Source organism: Mangrovibacterium sp., assembly GCF_041596335.1.
Lineage (GTDB): Bacteria > Bacteroidota > Bacteroidia > Bacteroidales > Prolixibacteraceae > Mangrovibacterium.
This window is the reverse complement of sequence record NZ_JBFHIT010000003.1, coordinates 164006-190956: the sequence shown is the minus strand read 5'-3', so window position 1 is coordinate 190956 and position 26951 is coordinate 164006. Positions and strand designations below refer to the sequence as shown.

General features: G+C 42.1%; 17 protein-coding genes. All 17 read left to right on the top strand.

Annotation, left to right across the window (positions count from 1 at the left end; genetic code table 11):
* The coding region (locus ABZD21_RS02620) for a hypothetical protein (RefSeq protein ID WP_372772693.1) at positions 1-349 on the top strand (349 nt) is incomplete at its 5' end.
* A gap of 134 nt (positions 350-483) precedes the next feature.
* Positions 484-639: a type IV toxin-antitoxin system AbiEi family antitoxin domain-containing protein gene (locus tag ABZD21_RS02615; RefSeq protein ID WP_372772696.1), complete on the top strand. Its 156-nt coding sequence runs from the start codon at positions 484-486 to the stop codon at positions 637-639.
* A gap of 277 nt (positions 640-916) precedes the next feature.
* Positions 917-1525, top strand: coding sequence for an RNA polymerase sigma factor (locus ABZD21_RS02610; protein ID WP_372772692.1), 609 nt, complete (start codon positions 917-919; stop codon positions 1523-1525).
* 60 nt (positions 1526-1585) lie between these two features.
* Entirely contained in the window at positions 1586-2770 is a 1185-nt protein-coding gene (locus tag ABZD21_RS02605; protein WP_372772690.1) for a FecR family protein, read from the top strand.
* 79 nt (positions 2771-2849) lie between these two features.
* A complete protein-coding gene (locus ABZD21_RS02600; protein WP_372772689.1) occupies positions 2850-6494 on the top strand; it encodes a TonB-dependent receptor in 3645 nt (1214 codons plus the stop codon).
* Positions 6495-6530: 36 nt separating this feature from the next.
* Positions 6531-8594: a RagB/SusD family nutrient uptake outer membrane protein gene (locus tag ABZD21_RS02595; protein ID WP_372772687.1), complete on the top strand. Its 2064-nt coding sequence runs from the start codon at positions 6531-6533 to the stop codon at positions 8592-8594.
* Between the two features lie 130 nt (positions 8595-8724).
* Positions 8725-9366 (top strand): LamG-like jellyroll fold domain-containing protein, encoded by a 642-nt coding sequence (locus ABZD21_RS02590; protein WP_372772685.1) that lies wholly within the window; start codon positions 8725-8727, stop codon positions 9364-9366.
* Positions 9367-9402: 36 nt separating this feature from the next.
* Entirely contained in the window at positions 9403-10995 is a 1593-nt protein-coding gene (locus tag ABZD21_RS02585; protein ID WP_372772684.1) for a pectate lyase, read from the top strand.
* A complete protein-coding gene (locus ABZD21_RS02580) occupies positions 10992-13535 on the top strand; it encodes a hypothetical protein (protein ID WP_372772683.1) in 2544 nt (847 codons plus the stop codon). Before ABZD21_RS02585 ends, ABZD21_RS02580 begins: the two co-directional genes overlap by 4 nt.
* Positions 13536-13755: 220 nt before the next feature.
* Positions 13756-17910 (top strand): two-component regulator propeller domain-containing protein, encoded by a 4155-nt coding sequence (locus ABZD21_RS02575; RefSeq protein WP_372772681.1) that lies wholly within the window; start codon positions 13756-13758, stop codon positions 17908-17910.
* A gap of 349 nt (positions 17911-18259) precedes the next feature.
* Positions 18260-19648, top strand: coding sequence for a polysaccharide lyase family 1 protein (locus ABZD21_RS02570; protein ID WP_372772680.1), 1389 nt, complete (start codon positions 18260-18262; stop codon positions 19646-19648).
* Entirely contained in the window at positions 19641-21284 is a 1644-nt protein-coding gene (locus ABZD21_RS02565) for a glycoside hydrolase 43 family protein (RefSeq protein WP_372772678.1), read from the top strand. Before ABZD21_RS02570 ends, ABZD21_RS02565 begins: the two co-directional genes overlap by 8 nt.
* 86 nt (positions 21285-21370) lie before the next feature.
* A complete protein-coding gene (locus tag ABZD21_RS02560) occupies positions 21371-22192 on the top strand; it encodes a rhamnogalacturonan acetylesterase (RefSeq protein WP_372772676.1) in 822 nt (273 codons plus the stop codon).
* Entirely contained in the window at positions 22189-23160 is a 972-nt protein-coding gene (locus ABZD21_RS02555) for a pectinesterase family protein (protein WP_372772675.1), read from the top strand. The genes ABZD21_RS02560 and ABZD21_RS02555 overlap by 4 nt, the downstream gene beginning before the upstream one ends.
* Before the next feature lie 7 nt (positions 23161-23167).
* Positions 23168-24856 (top strand): glycoside hydrolase family 28 protein, encoded by a 1689-nt coding sequence (locus ABZD21_RS02550; protein WP_372772674.1) that lies wholly within the window; start codon positions 23168-23170, stop codon positions 24854-24856.
* A 17-nt stretch (positions 24857-24873) separates the two neighbouring features.
* Entirely contained in the window at positions 24874-25623 is a 750-nt protein-coding gene (locus ABZD21_RS02545; protein WP_372772672.1) for a rhamnogalacturonan acetylesterase, read from the top strand.
* 347 nt (positions 25624-25970) lie between these two features.
* Positions 25971-26933 carry a pectinesterase family protein gene (locus tag ABZD21_RS02540; protein ID WP_372772670.1) on the top strand — a complete coding sequence of 321 codons (963 nt, stop codon included), beginning with the start codon at positions 25971-25973 and terminating at the stop codon, positions 26931-26933.
* Positions 26934-26951: the final 18 nt, after the last annotated feature.

Here is a 26951-nt window from a genome sequence, read left to right as displayed (position 1 = left end):
TACGGTTGACGAATTAACAAGAATCCATCAATGGGAGCCCACTGTTGACAATATTTCAGAAGTCATCAAAACCCCTGTTGTTGAGCTTCGCATGAGAGCAGTAAGAGCAATGAAGATCGCTAAGAACAAATTTTTGATCAGAGCTTTTACCGCGCTGCGCATTAGTGATTTTAACCGGTTGAGTGAGGTGAACATAAAAGAAAAATTCATCCGGATAAAACCCAAAAAAGGAACAAAAAAGAACGAAGATGTTGTCATTCCAATTCATCCGATCGTTGTGGCAATCTTAAGCTCCTTTTTAACATGGGATTTAGGTATTCGTAATTGGAACAGAATCAAGTCAAGATAAACGTATCCACACCCGAACGAGCTATCATGCAATGTTTATGTTGGGCTCAACAAAAAATGGATTTGGTAAAATACTACCAACTATTTGACGTTTGGTGAAATGAAAGCCTTACTTATTGCAGCCTTGTTGGCCAAATTCAATTTGGTGGAAGTAAGATTTTTAATTCTATATATGGCCGAAAAGCCGACCATTATTGGTTTCAACTTCTTGAAATCGAACAATTTGACCTAGGAAAAGGCAACCGAATGCTATCGGGAAAGGGTGTTTTCAACCCAAAATACTTACTTTAAATCCCAACAAAATTAGACGAATTACTATTTTAGCCACCTGTAAACACTGGTTAATTCACTATTACAGTTCTGAGAATATGTAGCCAAAGAGCTATCAAAACTCGTAATTTTGCCGACTGTAGCGGCCTTACTCTTGAAAACGTAAATAGCAAACACTGATTGTCTGCCAATCAAATGTGAGATACTAAAAACATTCCGGTTTACCCGGCAACAGTGATTTTTTTTCGTTTAAAAACTCACTAATGCTATATTTACACAAAAGTAAACCAATAACGATATGTCCATTGGCGCAGAAAATACAAATGACTTTACATGGCAAGCCTTTTTAAATGGTGACGAAGATGCATTTGCCAAAATTTATCATTTGTATTCGGAGCCTCTTTTCAATTTTGGCAGAAAGTTTAAGGTTGATGAGCAATTATTGGACGATGCTGTGCAAGAGGTATTTATCGACCTCTTCCTGAAAAGACAAAAATTAGCCGTAAAAATCAAGAGTATAAAAGCGTACTTGTTTGTTGCACTGAAACACAACCTCTTAAAAAAGTTAAATAGAAGCAGAAAAATTTATTCACTCGGTATTGAAAATTTTCGAGATTTAGATTTCAACATTGACTATGATGCACAGCAAACGATAATTAATTCTGAAATTGAAATCGAAACAAATCAACGGTTAGCGGAGGCTATTGAGAAACTTTCCAAAAAGCAAAAAGAAATTATATACCTGAAATTTGAAGAAGAATTAGATTATCCTGAAATAGCAAAAATACTTCAAATCAGTGTCGAGTCGGCCCGAAAACAAATTTATCGCGCGATAAAAGCTCTTCGAGAATCATTTGATAACCACCCCATTAAAACTCTACTATCAATATTCCTTAAAAAAATATAAAAAAAACTGTCCATGTTTTAGACCTTACCCGACCATATTACCGGTAACGAACACGAAACTATGGACAAAATTTTGAGATATCTTGAAAATCCTGATTTTGTACGTTGGGTATACAAACCTAATGGACAAAACACAATTTTTTGGAATGAATTTCAAAAAGACAACCCGGAAGAAATTGGAATTATCAGGGAAGCGAAAACAATCCTGCTCCGATTAAAGCCCAAAAAAGAAATTTTAGGTCCGAAAATTGATTCTGCACTTCCATCGATAATTCTCAAAATTCGCAAGAAACAACAAATCCGTAGAATCCGCCAATTTACTCTCTCAACATTCAAATACGCTGCAATTGCCGTTTTATTTTTTCTTACCGGATTATTCATCATGAAGGAAAGATACAGTTCCGCAATTGATGAGATGAGCCGCCAGTATGCTAACATCTCTTATTACAACGGAGAAGAATCACGACTTGTCTTAGCCGACGGCAAAAATATCATCATTAGCGAAAAATTTTCCCAAATTCGGTATAATGAAAAGGGGACGATTATTATTGATCAAAACGATACCATTTCTCAGAACATATCCGGCAACAACCCAATGAACCAGTTGATCGTTCCTTACGGCAAAAATTCATCAATCACCCTAACTGATGGCACCAAAGCCTATTTAAATGCTGGTTCCCGTTTGATATTCCCTCCTGTTTTTGAAGACGAAACGCGAGAGGTTTTCTTAGTTGGTGAGGGTTACTTTGATGTAGCACGAAACCCGCATAAACCTTTTATCGTTAAAACCACTGACATTAATGTAACTGCATTAGGAACAGCGTTTAATGTATCAGCTTATCCGACTGAAAGTAAAATAGAAGTGGTTTTGGCTGAAGGCAAGGTAAACATTAATAAAAATGAATTTGCACTAATCCATGTAACCACCGACATGACGCCTAACGACATGATCTGTTTTAACAAAAGCACAAAAAAAATGGATTTAAAACAAGTCAATACAGAGAATTACACTTCCTGGCATTTGGGTTACATCAACTTCGAAAGCGCTGAACTCCATAAAATCACGACAAAACTTGAACGCTACTACGACGTAAATATATTTTTCGAAAATCCGGAAACAGCAAATAAGAAAATTACTGGCAAACTAAAACTCAAGGCAGATATCGACGAAATGCTGAAAGTTTTAGCGACAACCTCAACATTTAAAATCAAAAAAATTAATGAACACGAATATCTCTTAAATTAAAAAGCCGGTAAGTGCGGCAACACCTACCAGCTTATACAAGTCGAATTACTTTGTACTAATAATTAAACGTAACAAACTTATGAAAAAATCACGAATGGGTGATCCTTTCGTCAGAAAGGACTACCGGCTAATTCTAAGAAAAATGAAACTTACTTTTCTCTTTTCATTTCTGGTATTTATAACCAGCTGGGGAAATTCATATTCCCAGAATTCAATGCTAAATCTGAAACTCAAAGATGTACCTGTTCAGGAAGTTATCCAACAGATAGAAGATCAAACTGATTTCTTCTTTTTGTATCAGGATGCGATCCTTGCCGGACAAAGAGTGTCAATCGATGTAAAGGATGCTCCGCTTGCAGCAATACTGGAGCAAGTTTCCAGGCAAGCCGGAATCACCTATGAGATTTCTGATCGTCAAATCATTTTAAAAGGTAAAGACGCTAAGGAATCCACATTAACTTCTGCCCAGCAGAACCTGACCATTACAGGTACGGTTACCGGTATCGGAGGCGAGCCGATTCCCGGAGCAACCGTTGTTGTAAAAGGAACTACCAATGGTACAATAACAGATTTTGACGGTAAATATTCCGTCTCTGATGTACCCGCTAATGGTGTTCTGCAAATATCTTTTGTAGGGATGAAATTACAGGAAGTTGCAGTTGCCGGTAAAACTCAAATCAACGTTGTACTTGAAGAAGAAACAATTGGTTTGCAAGAAGTGGTTGCCATTGGTTACGGTACAATGAGAAAGCGGGATGTCACCGGCTCAGTTGCTTCAGTATCCGGCGAACAACTCGCTGCCGTACCTGTTAACAATGTGGCACAGGCCATTCAGGGACGACTTCCCGGAGTGAATGTAATTTCTCAGGACGGACGTCCCGATGCAGAAGTATCAATTCGCGTACGTGGTGGAGGTTCCATTTCTCAAAGCAATGATCCTCTTGTTTTAATCGATGGAATTCCAGGCAACATTAGTGATATTCCTGCTGACATGGTGGAGAGTGTCGACGTACTGAAAGATGCCTCCTCAACAGCTATTTTCGGTGCGCGCGGTGCGAATGGTGTTATCCTCATTACAACCAAAAGGGGAAAAACAGGAGATGTTACCGTAACCTACGGCGGGTATGCCAAATTCAATACTCCCACCGGCTATCTTGACGCTCTTTCTCCGTACGATTACCTGGAACAGAAATGGGGACTTCTCGATGTCTATTTCGGTGAAACTTATACAACTCCGTTTCAACAATTATGGGGAATTGGAGCTCATTCGGGCAGTAACTCTGCCGGAATTGATGCCTACAGGAATGTGTCGGGGTACAACCTGCAAAAGGACGTGTATAACAGTTCATTCTCACACAACCACGACCTGACAGTTACAGGTGGAACAGAAAAGACTAAAGTTATTTTCAACTTTAGCTACCTGGACGAAGATGGCATGAAGCTGAACTCCTATGCCAAAAGAGCGACAGCATCGTTTAAAATAGATCAAAAAATAAGTGAAAAACTCAACTTCAACTTAGATGTACGGTATACAGATCGGGAAACCCTGGGAAATGAAGGTACAACCAACGGTTACGGTTCTGCTCTCTCCGGGTCCTACCGTTTCCGTCCGATCGCTATGGAAGATATAAAAGGTGATCTGGCTATTTTTGATAATTCTTCGTTGGGCGAGGAAAATTTTGTAATGGAAGACCTGTACAGTCCTGTAAATGTGATCAAAGACCGCGAGAACCTGACATTGAGGCAAAATTTTCGTGGTACCGCCGGTTTGAAATGGACCATTATTGAAGGATTGACCGCTTCCACGGAATTGACCTTGACGCGGGATTATACAACAACTAAAAACTGGAGAGGTCCGACACCTGCCAGCGCTAACGAGGATAACTACCTGAACAACGACGGAACATTTGCCTACGCAGGCGATGCTGACTACCGGAAACAGAACAGCTGGAGCCTGCGGTGGACAAACACCCTGGGTTATGAAATAACACTGAATGAGATTCACCGGATCAATGCATTGATCGGTCAGGAATTAACCGACTCGGGCGGCGAAAATATGCGTATCTCCGGCCGCAGGTTTCCGAACAATTTTACGAAGGATAATGCTTTTGCCAGTATCTCGCAATATGGATCAGACCTCGTGATTTCTTCAGGAGTTTCTACTCCAAGCCGTATTAACTCTTATTTCGGTCGGGCAAACTACTCGCTCCGCGACAAATACATGGTCACCGCGACCTTCCGTGCTGACGGATCCTCTAACTTCTCTCCCGAGCATCGCTGGGGATACTTCCCCGCTGGTTCTGTTGCCTGGCGTGTTTCACAGGAATCGTTCATGGACAATACCAGAGACTGGCTCGACGATCTGAAACTTCGCATATCTGTCGGAGAAGTTGGAAATGATGCAGTCGGTCCCGACCAGTGGGCACAATTGTGGGAAGCAGAAACCGAACCACGCTGGCAACAGGGCTTAGGCGACGATCATCAGCCAGCCTACGATCTGGCTTCCGACCAGCTTGCAAACCGCGATTTAAAATGGGAAACCACGATTACGCGTAACATTGGTCTTGACTTTACACTCTATGCCAATCGTTTGTGGGGATCTATTGAAGTCTACAAAAATACCACAAAAGACCTGCTGATGCTGAAAGACATTCCGTCTATCACCGGATTTACAACCAGCTATGCCAACATTGGGCAAACCAGCAATAAGGGTATTGAAATCTCCCTTAACGGCGTGATCTTTAAAAACCAGGACTGGAATATTTCGGGGGGTGCGAACATCAACTTTAACAAAAATAATATCGACAAACTTGCTGAAGGAGTTCAAAGCGCTTACGGAACACAATTCCTGCAGTCGGGAATTCCGAATTCTGACTATATTCTGCAGGAAGGCAAACCCGTTGGTATCGTAATGGGATATAAAATGGATGGTAAAGGGTTTTATACACCCGACGATTTCAATTACGAAGCTTCAACAGGTATGTACACATTAAAAGAGGGTGTTGCTGATCTTGCGAGTGCTTTTGTTGCCTACCAGGGAGGTCTGGTTCCCGCAGGACAACAGGCCTATCCGGGGTTGCCTAAATTTGTCGATGCTTTCGAAGATGGCGTAATCGATGTGAAAGACTATGTCGAAATCGGCAACATGACCCCGAAACATACCGGTGGGTTCAACATCAACGCCAGCTATAAACAATTCGACCTTAGCATGAACTTTAACTGGAGTGTTGGCAACGACGTCTACAATGCCAATAAATTAGCATCGCTTTATAACGGCAACAAAGGTGGCGGTCTGTATGGGAATAAGCTCAACATCGTGAATGACTCCTATACACTTTTTGATATTCAGAACGGGAATCTTGTAGAACTTACCACGCCCGAACAATTGAATGCAGCCAACACAAATGCAAGCTTGCCCTCAACCTATCTGCAACAAGGCTATGTATCCAACGTCGGTATTGAAGATGGTTCATACCTTCGACTAAATACGCTGACCTTAGGCTACACCCTGCCAAAACAGTTGCAAAGTAAAATCGGAGCAAATAACCTCCGTGTATACGGCTCTATCTATAATGTATTCACCATCTCCGGTTATTCGGGACTTGATCCTGAGGTGAATGCAAACGCGAACCTGAACAACGCCCGTTATCCGACTCCCGGGCTTGACTGGGGAACCTATCCTCGTGCCCGCCAGTTCGTGCTGGGGTTAAATGTTACTTTTTAATCGCGTAAATGGATAATAAACATTAAAGGAATAACAATGATGAAAAAATTAGTAATATATATATGTGTGGCACTGTTACCGTTCATGTTTACCGGGTGCAGTAGCGACTATTTGGATGTATCGAATGCGGGCCAATCCGACGATGCCTTTGTGATGTCAAGCCCTGCTGAAGCCTTCAAAACTCTATCGTGGGCTTATGCTGAATACCGCCAAAATGCGGTACACGGCGGAAACTACAACTGGCAAGATCCCCTGGGATCGGATGCTGAATATATGAGCGAATTTCCTACGGCAAACAACGTGATTGCCCGCCTGCAACCCGCTGCAACAACTGTTAACTCGGCTTCGGGCCTTTACAACAGTTTGAATATTGTTGTGGCACGTACCGCCCGCATTGCTGCCCTTATTGAAGGACAGGATGAATACCAAACCGATCTTGCCGGTGGTACGCCTACCCCTTGGACACAGGCATACGGAGAGGCAAAGACTCTTTGGGCACATTGTGCCTGGGAACTGGTGCGCCACTTCGGTGATGTCCCCTTTGGCTACGATAACAAAATTGTGGATGAGTATGAATTGACTTCGCGCTTCGCGATTATGGATACTATAATTAGCGAACTCCAAGCCGTGGAAAGCCAAATGTATGTGTTAGGAGAAGGTGGTATCACGGCTGAACGCCTTAGCCGCACCTATGCCAATGCGTTGATCGGCGAGATCGCCCTTCACGCCGGTGGATGGCAAACCATCCGCACCGATATGGATGGCTTGTATGGCAATGTTCAGTTTGAGACAAAAGGTTCTGATGACGGTTCATGCGTTTACGCGCGTCGTTCAGATTATCTGAGTTATATCACAATGGCTGAACAATACCTGACCGCTGCAATGAATACTCACCGTGGGTCGGCACGCTTAGTTACTACCGACAGCCGGGCTGCCAACAACCCTTTCCAGTTGGTTTGGCAGGAAATCAACTCCAGACGTATCAGTCCCGAATCGATCTTTGAAGTGGCCACTGTTAATGGTACCGGGAACGCCGAAATGGGATACAGCCAGGGACGTGCCGGTGCCAGACACAATAATTTGCCTTACCTGAACACCTTCGCCGCCATCCGTATTATTCCTTCCTTCCTGTATAATGCTTACGAGGAAGAGGACAAACGCCGCGACGCAAGTATGGTTGTAACCGGAAGTGATGCCGCAACCGGAAGGGAAGCTTTGGTTCCGCTCGGCGTAGGTACCCGTATCGGCGGTGGCGGACCAGCCATTAATAAATGGGACAAAAACAGAGGCGATGAGCCCTATTATGGGAATGTATCCAACCGTGCAACAGACATAAACTACGTGTTATCAAGGATGGCTGATGTGATGCTGATGCTTGCTGAAGCAAAAGCAATCTCCGGAAGCGATAACGCCGGCGCGATTGCCCTGGTAAACCAAATTCGGGAAAGAGCTTTTGGTAATACCAGCCACAACATTTCCGGACTAACCGGCGAGGCGTTGCTGGATGCTATTTATAATGAGCGTAAATTGGAATTATTAGGAGAAGGGGATGTTCGCTGGGATATGATTCGTTCAGGAAAATTCAACGAAAGAGCAATTGCTGTTCGTCAGGAAATGGCTGCAATGATTGCCGGCCTTGAAACGAACGGGTTCTACACATTCCCGAGCGGCAGAACCATCTCCAACTACGTGTGGACGAAATATGTTTCGCTTAACGCCAATAATACGGCAGTAGTGACCCAAAGTCCCGACGAAAGCAATCCTGCTCTCTACCCGGGGTGGCGCGGTATTTATGAATGGGGCGTTGAAGCATACGAGGCCTATCCAGCCAAAAACCTGGCTATAAAAGGCTTGTATGAATACATTGATCCCGACGGAACTGAAGCAGCAGACTTGGTGGCTGACGGATATACAAGAGTGAATTGGGGTATCAGAACCTGGAATGATCCAAATTCCAAAGCGATGTTGGATGCTGCGATCCTGGATGGTGTTGTCGGCCGTGAAAGCAGCGCACCTCGCTACTTCCACCCAATGCCACTTACCTTGATTGACCAATCGAAAGGTAATGTAACCAATGGCTACGGATTACCTAACCTGTAATAGTCAATTTTCACCTGTTCTATTATAAATTATTTTTAAGGATAATCCGTCAAGTAATTGGCGGATTATCTTTGCTTTAAGCTCAATGTTTTTAAGACCTTGTCTTTCCGAAAAGCAAAAAAAAACACCAATGAAAACTACAACAACTCTCATGATGTTGACTCTTTTCAACTTCATGGCCAAATGTCAGTCAACCGATTGGTATCCTGCAAAAACACTTCAATCCACCTCTTACTTCGAAATCAACGGATCACCAATACTTGTCGACTCCCCTTATGGCGAAGCCGTTTGGTTCGATGGAATAAATGATGGCTTGTGGCTTGACGAATTGCCGCTGAAAGATTTGACCGAATTCTCTGTTGAAATGATCTTCTGCCCGGATTCCTCTGAGGCCCCATTCGAACAACGCATGCTGCACATCGGTGAAGACCGCGGCGACCGCATGCTGCTGGAGCTTCGTGCCGTTGCCGGAAACTGGTATTTCGATGGCTATGCCGCCTCGGGAAGCAACAAAAAAGCCCTGATTGACGAGAACAAACTGCACCCCCTCGGCCAGTGGAACCATGTGGCATTCGTTGTCACTCCGGGGAGCCTCACCACTTTTGTGAACGGAAAACAGGAATTGTACGAAGAGTTTCCCTTCCTGCCCATCGTAAGCGGAAAAACATCCATCGGCGCCCGGCTCGACAAACGTTCGTGGTTTAAGGGAGCTATCTTTAGAATCAGAATTTCACCGAAAGCGATTAGACCAAATGAATTTATGACCTTCTAACCATCAAAGCTCAAGGGCTAAATACAGAACAAACCAATGAAACGGACCAAACTATTCATTCTATTTGCAGCTTTTTTAACTATCGGAAAAGTTGAAGCACAAAAACCCACTCGTGATCAAATAACTGAAACCATGTTGAAAGCCACCCAATACATGGTAGAGGAAGTTAGCACCAACGGCGGATATGTGTGGTATTATCTGCCCGACTTCTCGCGCCGCTGGGGCGAAATGGAAGCCTACCCCACCATGATTTGGCTGCAACATCCTGGCACCATTAGCATGGGACACCTGTTTCTGGACACATACAACGGTACCGATGACGAATATTACTACCTGGCCGCTGAAAAAGCCGCTTCCGCTATTATTTGGGGGCAAAGTTACGAGGGAGGCTGGAACTACATGGTCGATTTTGCCGGTGACCGCTCCCTGAAACACTGGTACGCGACCATTGGGAAAAACGGCTGGCGGCTCGAAGAATTTCAACATTACTACGGAAACAGCACCTTCGACGACGATATTACCTCCGATGCAGCCCGCTTCCTGTTGCGCATGTACCTCGAAAAACTCGACCCGAAATACAAACCCGCGCTCGACAAAGCCATCAATTTTATACTCAACAGCCAATATGCCGAAGGCGGATGGCCCCAACGTTACCCGCTCCAATACGATTTCAACAAGGAGGGCCATCCCGATTATACCTCGTTTTACACCTTCAACGACGATGTGACTTGGGAAAACGTCCACTTTCTGATTCAATGCTACGAAGTGTTGGGTGAAGAACGTTTCCTCGACCCTATCCGCCGAGGGATGGATTTCTACCTGCTCTCGCAGGACGGTTGCGGCGCCTGGGCTCAACAACTCACCCTCGACATGAAAACCGCCAGAGCCCGCACCTACGAACCAGCCGCCTTCTTGCCAAGCACCACCTGCGAAAATGCCTTGCTTCTGCTCAAATTCTATCAACTAACAGGCGACAGCCGCTATCTGGCCAGTGTTCCGTCAGCCATCAAATGGCTCGAATCGACCCAACTTCCACCGGAAAAAGCTAACGGTGGTCGAAACTACCCGATGTTTATCGATCCCACGACCCATAAGCCCATCTACGTTCACCGAAAAGGATCGAACGTTAAATACGGATATTATTATATTGACGGGGATGATTCGAACCTGCTGTCGCATTACGGTGGGAAGTGTCGCATTCAACTTCAGGAATTAAAAGACGAATATATGCGCATGAGCTCCATTCCGGTTGAGGAAGCAACGAAGGATTCTCCTTTAATTCCGGGAAAATTTGAACATGAAGGGTCGCCGCAGTTATACTACGACCTGAACCGGGTTAAATTTAACCTTAATCCTGATGCCGAACAGGTCCGCAAAATCATTGACGCTCTAGATGGGCAACATCGCTGGCTCACCAAACATGCGATGACCAGCCACCCTTATATTGGCGATGGTGTAAGGCAAGAAACAACCATGGAACACTCATCGTCGATTGTTGGCGACGAAACGGATACCTCGCCTTACCCCGACCCGAGCGAGCAGGAATATCTATCGACCGGCACCTTTGTCCGAAACATGCACATCCTACTGGAATATCTAAAAAGTAACAAAACCCATGCTGAAAAATGAAACAATTAAAATTACTACTCACCTGGGTCGGAATCATTTGTTTAATTTCAAACGCTTCCGGACAAAAAACCGGCAACTTTTATAATCAAATCGATTCTTCTGGTGGAGATTTTTTCACATTTAAAAGTAAAATAAAACTTATCGGGCCAAAGGCGTTCTATGTTGATGGCTCGTTAACCAACGAAGAAGCGGCCAAATATCCCTACGTGTTCAACAGCTTGCAGAGCGCCGTTGCCCAATTGAGCAACGGCACTGAAACTGAGCCAATGACCCTCTACCTGGCTCCCTGGGTGTATTGGATTGACGCCCCGGACGACCCTGAAGTCCGGGTGCCCAAAGAAGGAAACTCCACTCCTTTCGGAATGGAAATCGACTGTGAATGGCTGAAATTTTACGGTCTATCGGACAATCCATATCATGTAATTCTTGCCGCCAATCGCGGACAAACAATGGGGGCAAAAGGAAATTTCACCATGTTAAATATTAAAGGAGACGGGCTTTCTGCCGAAAATATCACCTTCGGAAACTACTGTAACATCGACCTGAAATACCCACTCAACCCGAAACTGAACCGTGAAAAACGGGGGTCGGCCATCGTGCAGGCGCAACTGATTTTTTCCAATGGCGACAAAGTTCTGGCTCGCAATTGCAACTTCATCAGCCGACTGAATACCGGTCCTTTCTGGGGGAGCAAACGTACCCTTTTTGATCGTTGCCATTTCGAAATGACCGATGATGCCTTGAATGGTTCCGCCGTTTATCTAAACTGCACTTTTGATTTTTTCAGTGGAAAACCATTCTGGGGAACTTCCGGCACCGGAGCCGTTTTTCTTAACTGCGACATTCGCGTGCTAACGAGAGGCGAGCAGTATTTTACAAAAAGCGGAGGCCAAGTAGCCGTTACCGATACTCGCTTTTCGTCGAAAACCAGCAACTACATTGGCTGGCAGGTTGAACCTTCCAAGGAGACCAAAAACTTTCAATACCATGTTTCTCTTAATGCCGATTCGGTTTTTATTAGTCCGAAACACGCTTACGCCACAGTCGACATGAATGGGAAACCTGTTCTCAATGCGTATCGCTTCACCTTTAAAAATGAAGTTGTCTACAATACCTTCAACCTTCTTCGAGGCAACGACAACTGGGATCCGATGGGGATCCAGGAAATTGTACTGGATGCTGAAAAAGCAACAGGTAAAAATCACAGCTTTGTGCCAATCCAATTACTGATTGAACCGACTCGCAAAACACTTGAAACCGGAAAAGACAGTTTGCTACTGACCACCATCGTCAATCGATTCGGGAACTATGAACTGGAAGGTGAAAAGATCAACTGGTCGCTTTCTCCTAAATACGATGGGTTAGTGAAACTTGAATCTCAAAATGATGGCACTTGTTTGGTTATCCCGACCAACAAAAATGATGAAACGATTGACGTTACGATCAACGCGTCAACCCATTCAGGACTGGCGGCGGCGTCCGTTTTGTCGGTTACCCCTTCTTTATTGCAACCACCCGCATTCGTGCAAAAACCAACGATCTGCAATAACGGAACGGGGAAGTTTGTTGTCGGGTACAAGCTCGATATGAAGTACGAAGATGAATCGCTGGTCAGTTGGTACCGATGCAGCGATGCCAAAGGTTCCAATCCTGTTCAGATTTCCGTTTCGCGTTTCAACGAGCCGATGAAAAGCTATGAACTCTCTGCCGGAGATATTGGCTGGTATATTATGGCATGCGTGTCGCCCAAACACCTTCGTTGCCTGCCGGGCGAACCGGAAACAATAATCTACACAAAAGAAGTTACAGCAACCGATGTGAAACAAAACCCGAAGCTACTAGTGCCGAAGCTAGAAAATATGTCGGCAGCTTACCAGCCAAAGGTACTTCCGGGATTCTGGGTACTCGACAGCTACGCTCCTGCCGACACGCACCAGTGGCACTGGGAAGCCGACAACAGTCGCGCCCCCTGGCATTACGGAGCTGGCATCGATGGCGCGGCTCAGGATTCGGGGTTCGTACAAAATACCAAAGGGGCCCGGATGCGTTACCAACCGCTTGGAAACGCGTTTGGCGATATGAGAATAAGCTTCACTGCTGTACCCGCTAAAACAGCTGGACAAGGTTTTTCCAGCGCCCGAGCACAGTACATGGACATCGGTATCAAAATGGCTGTCGAACAGATGACCGGTTATGCCTTGCGCCTGATCCGGACAACCAAGTACAGCGACGCCATCGACTTCATTTTAATGAAATATGAAGCCGGGGTAGCAACACCAATCAGTGAACCGGTTGCGGCATCCTGCTATCGTCCGAATTGTCTAATTTCGTTGGAAATAAAAGGCAACAAACTGACTGCTCATGCCAAAAATCTGTACGACTACGTTACCAAACACCATGATTCGAAGTTGAAACGGGAAGTAAACTTAGAGGCTGAAATTCAATCAAATCAGTTTGGCGGGATTAGCTTTCAGCATACCGGAACGGTCGGCAGCGGCGCTACGCTGATCAAGGACTTGAAAGTAGAATGGGAAGATTAGTGTCAGCTACTACCCTCAAACAAAAAACTGATTAAGCTGCGGAGGACACAGAGTCGGAAATGACACGAGGAGAATTGGGATTGACAATAGTTCCCAGAGCTAAAAGGCTATGATTGGAGGAAATACTTTCGAAATAATAAAATTTATCTCAAAATTAACACTTCTCTCATTCCGAATTCTATGGTAATTGTTCTAATTTAAACATCTAAATCTAAAACCATTGAAAAACAATTTCAAAACATTATTAGGCAGAATAAACCCACTCCGTTTAAATATTGGGAAGGTGTCAGGTGTGAGGGAATTTATTTTTTCATTCAGCTTTATTATTGTGTGCTTGTTGCTTTTAACGATAAAATCGAATACTCTTTACGCACAATCCAAGTTAAGTTTTGATCATTATTCTCAGGAGGATGGTCTTCCCAACAACCAGATACAATGCATTTTCCAAGATCGAAAAGGATGGATATGGATAGGGACTAACCAAGGTCTTAGCAGGTTTGACGGATACTCTTTTACTAATTTTTTCTCCTCGCCTGATGACTCAACCAGCCTGAGGGGCACTCTTGTCCGTGTAATTAAAGAGGACAAAGAAGGAAACCTTTTTATTGGCACCGAAAATGGAGGGTTAAATATTTTCGACAGGTCTAAAGAAACTTTTACCCAACCATTTGATCGTATCAAAGAATTTAGTAATAGAGAAATATCTGTGAATGATATTGCAGAAGACATCAATGGCAACTTCTGGTTGGCTACTGATTTCAACATCCTTATACTGGATACGGCAAGACAGCTCAGTATCATTAAACCAATTTCAAATGAAAGTGCAAACGAGTTTCAGGGGAAATTAGTGAGAAATCTGGAATTTGACACATTCGGTCGCCTTTGGATTGGAACTAATAATGGCGTATTTATTTATGACACTGCCAGCAATACACTTGAACGATTTGAACTTCCATTTTCACAAAATCAAAATAAAGAGATTTGGGAATTCTATCTCGACGATGAAGGGTTTATTTGGATTGGAACATATTCTGCCGGACTGTATATTGTTAATCCAGAAACCAAAGCATTTGAAAAAATTGAATTAGAACCTTCGTTGCCAAGAACTGAAACTGTTCGTGCCATTTCAAAAGGTGTTCTGGGAGAGTATTGGATTGGCACAAGAGGTGGGTTGTTTAAATTTTCCAAGACGAATGGTGTCACAGGGTTCTATCGCCACAACATACAAGATATTAGCAGCTTGTCAAACAATTCAGTCTTGAGTATTTTTCACGATAAGAAAGGGGAAACATGGATTGGTACTCGTGAAGGGTTAAACCTCCTGGCTAAAAACAAGCAGTTTTTTCAAAATCACCCTGCACTTCCCGGAAACAAAAGATACCTAAACAGCAGTACCATCTATGCTTTTTGGGAAGATAGTGTTGGAGGAATATGGATCGGTACTGAAGATGGGGGGATCAATATTTACAATCCGAAAACAAGAGATTACGAATATCTGATGGCCAATGGTATTCCAGGAAAATCTATATCGCAAAACTGTATCAAATCATTGCTTGATGATGGCAAAGGCAATTTATGGATTGGAACGTTTCTCGGCGGAGTTGACGTGATTAATGTAAAAACAAGAGAAGTTAAAAATTATCGTTCCAAAAAAGAAGCGGGTCATACAAATTGGTTATCAGACAATCGTGTTTGGGATATTTGTATGGATCGCGACAATCATATTTGGGTAGCCACTTCAAAAGGAATTGACCGGTTTGATGAAACAACTTCATCCTTTATTCATTACCCTCAACTAAATGGAGATGAACAAATTCTCTGGATTGAGCCCGATTCAAAAGGGAATTTGTGGATGGGAAGCAATGATGAAGTAATTAAGTATAATCTTGACGACAAAGTCGTAAATCGTTGGTTTGAACATAGCAGATCAATGTTTGTAGATTCAGAGAACAGAATATGGATTGCGACAAACGACAAAGGTATTGCACAGTATTCGGAAGAGAAAGGAGCGCTGAAATATTACAATGAAAAACATGGGCTGGCTAATAATCAGGCGCTATGTATCTTGGAAGATAATGCGAAAAACCTTTGGATAAGCACTTCAAACGGGCTTTCAAAGTTTAATCCAACACGTGGTTTATTTCAAAATTTCACAAGTAGAGATGGACTTAGCAACAATCAGTTTTGTTATGGAGCAGCCTTAAAAGCCGATTCCGGCGAATTGCTTTTTGGCACATTCTCAGGTTTTATCTCGTTCAATCCCGATGAAATTGGAGAAATTGATATTAATGTGCCCCTAGTGTTTACAGACTTAAAGGTTTTTAATAAATCGGTACCCATTGGAGATGGTAAGAAAGCCATCCTTAAAAAAAGTATCTCTGAAACAGATCATCTAATATTTGACTATTTACAAAATGTTTTCACCCTTGAATTTGCAGCCCTAAATTATGTAAATAGCGAGAATAATCTCTATTCGTACAAATTGGTAGGTTTTAATAATGACTGGACTGAACCGAGCAGAAGCCGAACTTTAACCTACACAAACCTAGATCCCGGAAATTATACACTTCTGGTAAAGAGGATCGTTGACGGTAGTCAACAAGACGATAACCAGCTTGAGCTTGCAATAACAATCTTGCCACCTTTTTGGAAAACCACTTGGTTCTCTGTTGCCCTCATTTTGGTTGTAATGTTCTTGATTTACGCAATCATAAAGTTTTTTGTTAATCGTGAAAAAATTAAAAGTCAACTGGTAATCGAACGAGCTAATGCGAGAAAACTGCATGAGGTCGATATGATGAAGCTCAAATTTTTCACAAATGTCTCACATGATCTTCGCACTCCTCTCACGCTTATTTTAGGGCCGCTTAATAAATTGCTTCAATCAGAATCGACTGATTCCGAGACAAAAGCTAATCTTAAGTTGATTCAGAGGAATGCACAAAACTTGGACAAATTAATCAGCCAACTCCTCGATTTTAGAAAACTACAAACGGGAAATCTGACACTCAATCTCACACAAGCAGATATAGTAGCCTATATTCGCAATATTGTTGGTTCTTTTAATGATTATGCTATTGAAAAGGATATCAAACTTTCATTCAATACACTAAAAAAACGTTTGTTTGTTTCCTTTGATCCTGACAAAATTGAAAGGATACTCAACAATTTGCTTTCAAACGCATTTAAATTTACGGAGGTTAACGGTATTATTGCTGTTAACCTTTCGTTGGTTTTCGATTCTAATGATGAAGATTTCAATGCCGAATCATCTGAAAGACAATTTATTGAAATTACGATTAAAGATACAGGCAAAGGAATATCAAGTGAAAATATTAATCGCGTGTTTTCACGGTTCTTCCAGTCCGAAGAAAAAGACAAAAGTTCAGGGACAGGGATTGGGTTGGCACTGGTTAAAGACCTTGTAAAACTTCATAAAGGAAACATTTTTGTTACGAGCAAAGAAGGCAAGGGAACAAAATTTACAATCAGAATCCCTTATATCGGAGGTCTGGATGATAATTCGGAACCTTTTGTTGAAGACCATGAATCGTTAAAAGTCGCTCCGATTATGCAACCAATGATATCTTCCGATTCAGATACTGACATCAATTCCAAGATAATGCTAATAGTTGACGACAATGCCGATGTCCGGCAGTTTATCTTTTCGCATTTTAACAGGATTTATAAAATATTCCAAGCTGCAAATGGAGAAGAAGGATGGAAATTAGCATTAGAAGTCATACCGGATATCATTATAAGTGATGTCATTATGCCGGGCATGGACGGCTATGAATTCTGTAAACGACTAAAAAACGATGAACGTACTTCTCATATCCCGGTATTGTTATTGACTGCAATGCACTCAAAAGAACATGAATTAAGAGGTTTAACAAAAGGCGCCGATGACTACATCACAAAACCTTTTGACCTATCGATATTACAGGCAAAAGTAGAAAATACCATATCAATACGTGATTCCTTAAAAGAAAAATATACATCAACAATGGTACTGGAGCCAACTAATGTTGTTATTGCGTCTCCCGACGAGAAATTTTTGAAAAGAGTTGTCGATGTGGTTGAGGCAAATATCTCTGACAGTGAAATGGATATAGAAAATTTCGCTCAAAAGGTCGGGGTCAGTCGGATGCAGCTTTATCGGAAACTTCATGCCCTTACGGATATGACTGTTAAAGAATTTATCCGGCATATCCGTTTAAAAAGGGCGATCCAACTCCTAGACCAGCAAACATTGAATATTTCAGAAATTGCTTACGAGGTCGGGTTTAAAGATTTATCACATTTCCGAAAGTGTTTCAAACGGGAATATGGCATGAGTGCTACCGACTATCTTGCGAAAAAACAAGAAAGATAATTTTTTTTGCTTATTTATAAATCCCAAGCTATAAACACCAAACTTCTATGCACAGGCTGCCTACATGGGTGTTTGTGTACAGAAATCCCGCTATTGGGGAATATTTCCCCTCATCGGGGAATACTTGCAGTTGATTTTGGGAAAGCCTGTATGTCACATTCGTTAATCGTTCCTTAATTTTAAATCTTGAAAGAATATCATCGCTAATGAAAGGAGTCTACTAAAACTTTAGAGAGTCGAGATTGATTATGGTAACATCAATCTCCTCTCTTGATACTGCACATCGTTCTCCTTCTCATTTTTCTATTAAAAATAATATGGTGAATTCAATAATACAAATTCAAATCAAATGAAGTATGCTGTCGTTATAATACTGATTTCTTTTTCTTGTGTGGCTTCGGCGCAACAAATAATCGCTTTTCCAGGAGCTGAAGGAGGTGGAAAATACACTAGTGGCGGTCGTAGTGGTGTAGTTTTGTTTGTCGATAACCTCAACGATCATGGCTATGGCAGCTTCCGGAAAGCTATTGAAGCAGAAGGTGCAAGAACCATCATCTTTCGTGTTTCCGGAACCATTGAGCTACAAAAACCAATACACATTAAAAACGGCGCCCTGACGATAGCCGGACAAACTGCTCCCGGAGACGGTATTTGCTTAAAAAATTATGGACTCAGAATCGATGCAGACAATATAATTATTAGATACATACGGATTCGACCAGGTGACACCGTAAAAGATGAACAAGATGCTATTACTGGAATACGTACTAAAAATGTTATCATTGACCATTGTAGTTTTAGTTGGTCAAACGACGAAGTAGCTTCATTCTATGATAATGAAAACTTTACGATGCAATGGTGTATAATCAGTGAAAGTTTTTACAAATCAACTCACCATAAAGGCGAACATGGTTATGGAGGTATCTGGGGCGGACTAAATGCAAGTTTCCATCACAATCTCATAACCGACCACACAAGCAGGAATCCGAGGTTACATGGTTCGAGGTACACCAACAATCCTGAAAAAGAAAAAGCTGATATCCGGAACAACGTAATTTACAATTGGGGAGATAACAGTATTTATGGAGGAGAAGAAGGCCATTACAACATTGTAAACAATTACTTCAAAGCCGGACCGGCCACAAAAAAAAGTATTCGAAACCGAATTTTAGACCTCACCCAGAGTTTCTTCGATGAAAGTCGTAATCCGGATGTTCTGGGTGCAGGCTGGTTTTACATTGACGGTAATGTTGTTGTAGGGTTTCCTGCTGTTTCCAATAATAATTGGGAAGAAGGGGTGCAGGGAGAAGCAATTACGGAAAATATTAAAAGCAGGTCAAAACTTAGCAAACCAATCATTCAAACTGCTATTAAAACCGATAAAGCAGAAGCTGCTTACCGCAAAATAGTACGGTATGTTGGAGCAAATTTATATCGCGATGCTGTAGACAAACGCATTGTTGCAGAACTGAAATCCGGCAGAGAAACATTTGGGAAAAGTTATCGTGGTGGTCGAAATGGTATCATTGACTCACAAAATGATGTCGGTGGCTGGCCGGAGCTCAAATCCAAAACTCCACTTCCTGATTCCGATAACGATGGAATGCCTGACCAATGGGAAGAACAAAACAATTCAGATTTTCAGACTGCAGATAACAATGCAAAAAACATAGATAGAAATTACACAAATATCGAGGTTTACATTAACTCATTAGTTAATCAAAAAAGCTATGAATAAGAAAAAAACACTAGCGACCCTTATCATTTTGGCTGGAATACTACAATCAATTGTTGTTTATAGTCAAACCGACGTTTCAAATGCTTGGACCGCTGACAATGGTGATGGAACATACACAAATCCAATCCTTCACGCTGACTATTCCGATCCTGACGTTGTGCGTGTTGGAGAGGACTACTACATGACTTCATCTTCTTTTAATTGTGTGCCAGGACTACCTATCCTTCATTCAAAAGATTTGGTCAACTGGAATCTCATTGGCTATGCGCTGGAGAAACAGATTCCAGATGATGTTTTTAACATTCCTCAGCATGGAAACGGTGTATGGGCTCCCAGTATTCGTTACCATAACGATGAGTTTTACATTTACTACCCGGATCCGGATTTTGGAATCTACTTTACCAAAGCCGCAATTCCTGAGGGCCCCTGGTCTACTCCGGTTTTGGTTAAAGGTGGCAAAGGGTTGATTGATCCATCTCCGCTTTGGGATGATGATGGCAGGGCTTATCTGACATTTGCTTTTGCTGGCAGCCGAGCACGTGTTAAAAGTGTTGTCATGGTGCAGGAAATGACCACCGATGGAGCATCCGTTGTTGGCAGCGAAGTAATCGTTTTTGACGGCCACGATGAACACCCAACTGTTGAAGGCCCGAAATTATACAAAGCTAATGGGTATTATTACATTTTTGCCCCTGCAGGTGGTGTCTCTACCGGATGGCAAATTGTGCTGCGTTCAAAAAATGTGTTTGGCCCTTACGAAGTTAGGACAGTAATGACACAAGGCAAAACGGATATCAACGGGCCCCATCAGGGAGCTTGGGTTGATACAAAAACCGGAGAACACTGGTTTATCCATTTTCAGGACAAGGAAGCTTATGGTCGAATTGTTCATCTGAATCCGATGACATGGACAGATGATTGGCCAGTTATTGGAATTGATGAAGATCGTGATGGAGTTGGGCAGCCTGTTCTTGTTTGCAAAAAACCAAATGTAGGAAAAATATACCCCATAGCTGCACCTCCGGTAAGCGATGAATTTAATGGAAGTTCTATGGGGCTTCAGTGGCAATGGCATGCCAATCCACATTACTCGTATGGTTTCCCTTCAGGCAATCTCGGTTTTTTTAGATTGAACTGTGTTGTTCGTCCAGCAACTAATCATGGCCTTTGGATGGTTCCCAACCTTCTGATGCAAAAATTTCCGGCCGAAGAGTTTAGTGCCACTACAAAACTGAGGTTTACTCCTCGAACAGAAAATGAAGAAGTCGGCTTTGTGGTGATGGGTGAAGATTATCAATACATTTCATTAAAGCAAAAAGAAGATAGGCTGATTATCAGAGTCGTTAAGTGTGAAAATGCCCGCACCGGTGGTCAGGAAGAAGAGCTTCATTCGGAAACTTTTAATGGAAATGAAGTCTTTTTCCGTATACAGGTTGACAAAGGTGCAATTTGTAGCTTTAGTTATAGTGAAGATGGTAAACATTTCGAACCAGTTGGAGATGATTTGAAGGCAAAGCCAGGACGCTGGATCGGCTCTAAAATAGGGTATTTTGCTCTTGGCGAAGAAATAACAAACGACTCGGGCACGGTAGATATTGATTGGTTTAGGATCGAAAAAACAAATGAGGTGAAATAGCTTTTAAAGGAAGCTTCCGCCTCACCCCTAAACGAATAGATGGTTGTTCCTCGAGCTTTACAAATCAACTTCTGAAATTTTTAAGAATGAACAAAATAAAAAAATACCTTTTTGCTTTCATGATGTTTTCAATTGCCGGATGTGGAGGCTCAAAACAAGAACAGGAAACAGCGAAGAATATCGCCAAAGTCTGGCTGATTGGTGATTCAACTGTGGCTGATTATACAAAATACGACAACTACGAAACCGACCGGTATCCGGTTACCGGATGGGGACAAGTGTTCCAACCATACATGTCAGGTCAATCCTTGCAAAAGATTCAGTCGCTAATTAACGCGGACAGTATAATCGTGGAAAACCATGCCAGAGGTGGGAGAAGTACGCGTACTTTTTTTCAAGAAGGTCGATGGCGTCAGGTATATGAAGGCTTGCAGAAAGGCGATTTTGTTTTGATGCAATTTGGACATAACGATGCTGCTGAAAACAAAACAGAACGATATGTAAACGAAGAAGGATACAAGGAGTTTTTACGCTTGTTCATTCATCAAACCAAGCAAAAGCAGGCCGTCCCCATACTGATTACACCTGTTGCCCGCAACTATCCTTGGGAAGACCATGAGCTTAAAAATGTACATGGCAATTACCCCGAGTGTGTGATCGAAATTGCAGAAGAAACTCAAACTTTATTTATTGATTTAAACCGACGATCAATTGATTATTTTACGGATAAAGGGCGTGACTATGTATCAGATCATTATTTCATGAACCTTTCCCCCGGAAAATACCCGGCTTATCCGGAAGGTGAAACTGACAACACCCATTTTCAGCCGGAAGGTGCTGATGTGGTCTCAAAATTGGTTTATGAAGGACTGTTGGAGTTGGCAACTCAAAAAAGTATTGAAAGATGAAACAAGCATTTTGTATATTGTTTTTTTTTATCGTAGGTGGGGTTTCTTTCGCAAGTGACTTCGATTTTGTGGTAGCCCAAGACGGTAGCGGTGATTTTACAACGGTCCAGGAAGCAATCGATGCCACCCCCGATTTCAGAAAAAACAGGACACTTATCTATATCAAAGCAGGAATTTATAAAGAGAAACTGGTGTTAGCATCCAGTAAAACCAACGTTTATTTTCTGGGCGAAGAAAGAGACAGGACGATATTGACCTATGATGATTTTGCGTCAAAGAAAAACCGATTTGGTGAAGAAATCGGCACAACCGGCTCATCGTCCTTTTTTATTTTTGGAGAAAGCTTTACAGCCGAAAACATCACTTTCGAAAATTCTGCAGGCCCGGTTGGACAAGCGGTTGCTGTTCGTATTGACGGCGATCGTGTTGCATTCAACAATTGCCGTTTCATTGGCTGCCAGGATACACTTTACCCGTCCGGGAAAAAAAGTCGACAATATTACAGAAACTGCTACATCGAAGGAACCGTTGATTTCATTTTTGGTTGGTCAACTGTAGTTTTTGATGATTGCCTTATTTATTGTAAAGAGCATGGTTATATAACAGCTCCTTCAACCGAGCAATATACCGACTATGGTTTTGTTTTCCTGAATTGCAAAATTACAGGGAATGCCTCGGAAAATACATTTTACTTGGGCAGGCCTTGGAGACCTTACGGTAAATCGGTATTTATTAGATGTCAACTTGGCAAGCACATAAAGCCGGAAGGTTGGCATAATTGGAATGATCCTCAAAAAGAAAAGACTGCCTTTTTTGCCGAGTTTGATAATTATGGAGAAGGGGCAATAGAGAACCAGCGAGTAACCTGGTCATATCAACTAAACAAAGAACAAGCTCAAAGTTACACGGTAGAAAATATTCTGGGAAACTGGGCAACAGATGTAAGACTATTTCAAAACCTAAAATAATAATTATATGAAAGTCAGATCATTCATTAAAATATTTGTGTTATCCTCTGTTGTATCAACAGGATATGCTAACCAAAGTTCTAAAAAAGTTCCTATTCAATACGCCCCGGAAAACAAACTCGAATTTGAAATGCCGGATATTCAGGAACCTGCAATTCCTGATTATACTGTATCCATCAAAGACTTTGGAGCAAAAAGCGGGGGGCATATTTTGAACACACAAGCCTTTGCCGATGCAATAAGTGCTGTTTCAAGCAAAGGTGGAGGTAAAGTGGTGATACCACCCGGAATTTGGCTAACAGGACCAATCATACTAAAGAGTAACCTCGAACTACATGCTGAATCAGGTGCTTTAATTGTATTTTCCACGGACAAAGATCTGTATCCGATTATCGAAACTAGTTTTGAAGGCTTGGATACCTGGCGATGCATTTCGCCGATATATGGCAAAAATGTTGAAAACATCGCATTTACTGGGATGGGTATCTGGGACGGCTCCGGAGATTCATGGCGATTTGTTAAACGTAGTAAGCTCAATGCTAGCCAATGGAAAAAATTGGTCGCCTCAGGAGGGATTGTTAGTGAAAACGGAGATGAATGGTACCCATCAGAACAATATAGAAAAGGGATGGCTGGAACAGGGAGTTTGAACGTAAGAAATGATCTAAATACAAAGGAAGACTTTGAGGCCATCCGTGATTTTTTGCGTCCTGTCATGGTCAGTATTCAAAACAGTAAAAGAGTATTGTTTGACGGACCGGGTTTTCAAAATTCCCCCGCATGGTGTATACATCCGCTAGTGGTTGAACACCTGACCATCAAAAACATCACCGTTCGCAATCCCTGGTACTCTCAAAATGGTGATGGACTTGACATCGAGTCATGTAAAAATGTCCTCGTTGAAAACTGCAATTTCGATGTTGGCGATGATGCAATATGCGTTAAATCGGGGAAAGATGAAGATGGCCGACGCAGAGGCATCCCCTGTGAAAACATCATTATCAAAAACAATGTGGTATACCACGGCCATGGAGGTGTAGTTGTTGGTAGCGAGATGTCAGGTGGTGTTAAAAATATGCATGTTTCCAATTGTACGTTTATTGGAACCGATGTTGGTTTACGTTTTAAAAGTACACGTGGCAGGGGTGGTGTCGTCGAAAATGTCTTTGTCTCCGATATTAAAATGATGGACATACCAACAATTGGCATTTCGTTCAACATGTACTATGGCGGACTTTCTGTTTCTGAAGCGCTTGAAGAAGGACAAATGAAAGGTTCAACCGAATTGTTCCCGATTGATGAAAAAACACCTCAATTCAAAAAAATAAAAATATCTGGCATAACCCTAAAAGGTGCACAACAGGCTATTTTCCTGCAGGGTTTGCCTGAGATGAACCTTGAGAGTGTTGAGTTGGAAAACATGATTCTTGAAGCAAAAAGCGGCCTCACTGCTTTTGACGTGAATGGATTAAAGATCAGCAATATTAGTTTAACAACCGACGATAATAGGGCTTTGAAGTTATTCAACTGCAAGAATGTCGAAGTTGAAGATATTGATTACAACTTTAACTCACCGGAAGCAATTTTAATTGAAGGTGCTGAATCTGAGAATATATCCATTTTATCGCCGATCAATGAGTTAGAGCGATTTACCAGAATCGGAAATGAGGTTTTAAAGGATTCAGTGAAATTTTAAATCAAATTACTTATAAGATGCACCGAATTATTATCATAATCGTGTGGTTCTTCGCTGTTTTTGTTACTTGCAAAAGTGAAAAACACATCACTATATTCACCATTGGCGATTCAACCATGGCAAATAAAAAAGCTGAAGTGTATCCCGAAACAGGGTGGTGTCAGGTGGCCGGAAACTATTTTAATGAAACCGTGACCATAAAAAACCATGCGATGAATGGTCGGAGTAGCAAAAGTTTTATCGATGAAGGCAGATGGACGCATGTATTGGATAGTCTGCAAAAAGGTGATTTTGTCTTTATTCAATTTGGCCATAATGATCAAAAGGCTCAAGATACAACGCGACACACGTTACCCTTTGAGACATATTCTGAAAACTTAATTAAATTCATTCAGGAAACCAGGGACAAGGGAGCCTATCCTGTTCTTTTTACATCAATCGTTAGAAGAAAATTTGGAGAGGATGGAAAACTAACTGATACTCATGGGGATTATCCCATAGCGACCAGGAAAGTTGCCGCCGAGTTAAATGTCCCGCTGATCGACTTACAGACTTTGACCGAAGCTTTCGTAAATCGACTGGGCGACACGGAATCAAAAAATGTGTATCTATGGACTGAGCCAAATGAACATTTCCCTGAAGGCCGAAAAGATGACACGCATTTATCTTTTGATGGAGCCAATATAGTTGCGCAACTGGCAATCGAAGCCATAACTGAAACTATACCTGAATTATCGAAAAGAAAACAGCTGAATAGTAAAAAATGAAGCTATTCTTAAACATGATTTTGGTTTCACTATTCGTTCAACTGGTATTCGTGTCAGCTTATTCAGTCAAAAAAATATGCTCTACACTGAAAAATTACCGTGCCCTTCCCCGGAGCTGAAGGACACGGTAAATATGTTGCTGGCGAACGAGGTGGGAAAGTGATCTATGTACACCCCGCGAGGATCATAACAGCCAGACTTTTTGGGCGCATACCAGCCACTTATAGTGGATCGCACTTTAAAAAACGAAAATAGTGGATTGAATGTTGCAGGTTTCAAAGGCACATCGTTGCTGGTTGGAATTCAGAAAACCAAGTAAATTCTTAAAAAAAATAATTCACGTTCAAATGACTAAGTTAGCTTTACTTTTTCTCTTTTTATTATCGAATCTATTAGGAAAAGCTGAGAATGACACGAAGTATAACCTGATTGTTTCTCAAGATGGAAGTGGGGATTTCACACACATTCAGGATGCTATTGATGCCACTAAGGCTTTTCCCGACAAACGAATTTCAATCTTCATAAAAAATGGCATTTACAGGGAAAAGGTACTGGTTCCATCCTGGAATACTTTGTTGTCGCTAGTTGGTGAAAACGTTGAAAAAACCATCGTAATCTGGGATGACTATTTCGATAAAATCGGTCGAGGCAGGAACAGTACTTTTTTTACTTATACCCTTAAAATTGAAGCTGATGATTTTTTTGCTAAAAACCTTACTATAAAAAACACTGCAGGGCCCGTTGGTCAGGCTGTTGCATTGCATGTTGAAGGAAACCGGTGTGTGTTTAAAAATTGTATACTGTCAGGAAATCAGGACACAGCCTATCTGTCAGGTGAGAACAGCAACCAACTATTCCAGAATTGTACTATTGAAGGCACTACCGACTTTATTTTTGGTTCAGCAACAGTTGTTTTCTACGAATGTAGCATCATCAGTAAAGCTAACTCATTTACAACAGCAGCCAGCACTCCAAAAGGGAAGGAATTTGGTTTTGTGTTTTTGAAATGCTGGCTGCATGCAAGCGAAAATGTATCAGAAGTTTATCTCGGGCGACCGTGGCGCCCTTACGCCAAAACAGTTTTCATTCGTTGTGAACTCGGGGATCACATTGTACCCGAGGGGTGGAAGGAGTGGAGCAACAAAGACAATCTTTCAACTACTTATTACGGTGAATATATGAATACCGGAACTGGTGCAAATCTTAAAAACAGGGTAAACTGGTCATTTCAGTTGAGCAAAAAACAAGCAAAAAAATACGCTGTTCAAAAAATTCTTGGAGACTGGGCAAACACTTTTCAAGACGATTAAACAGATGAAGCGCTTTGA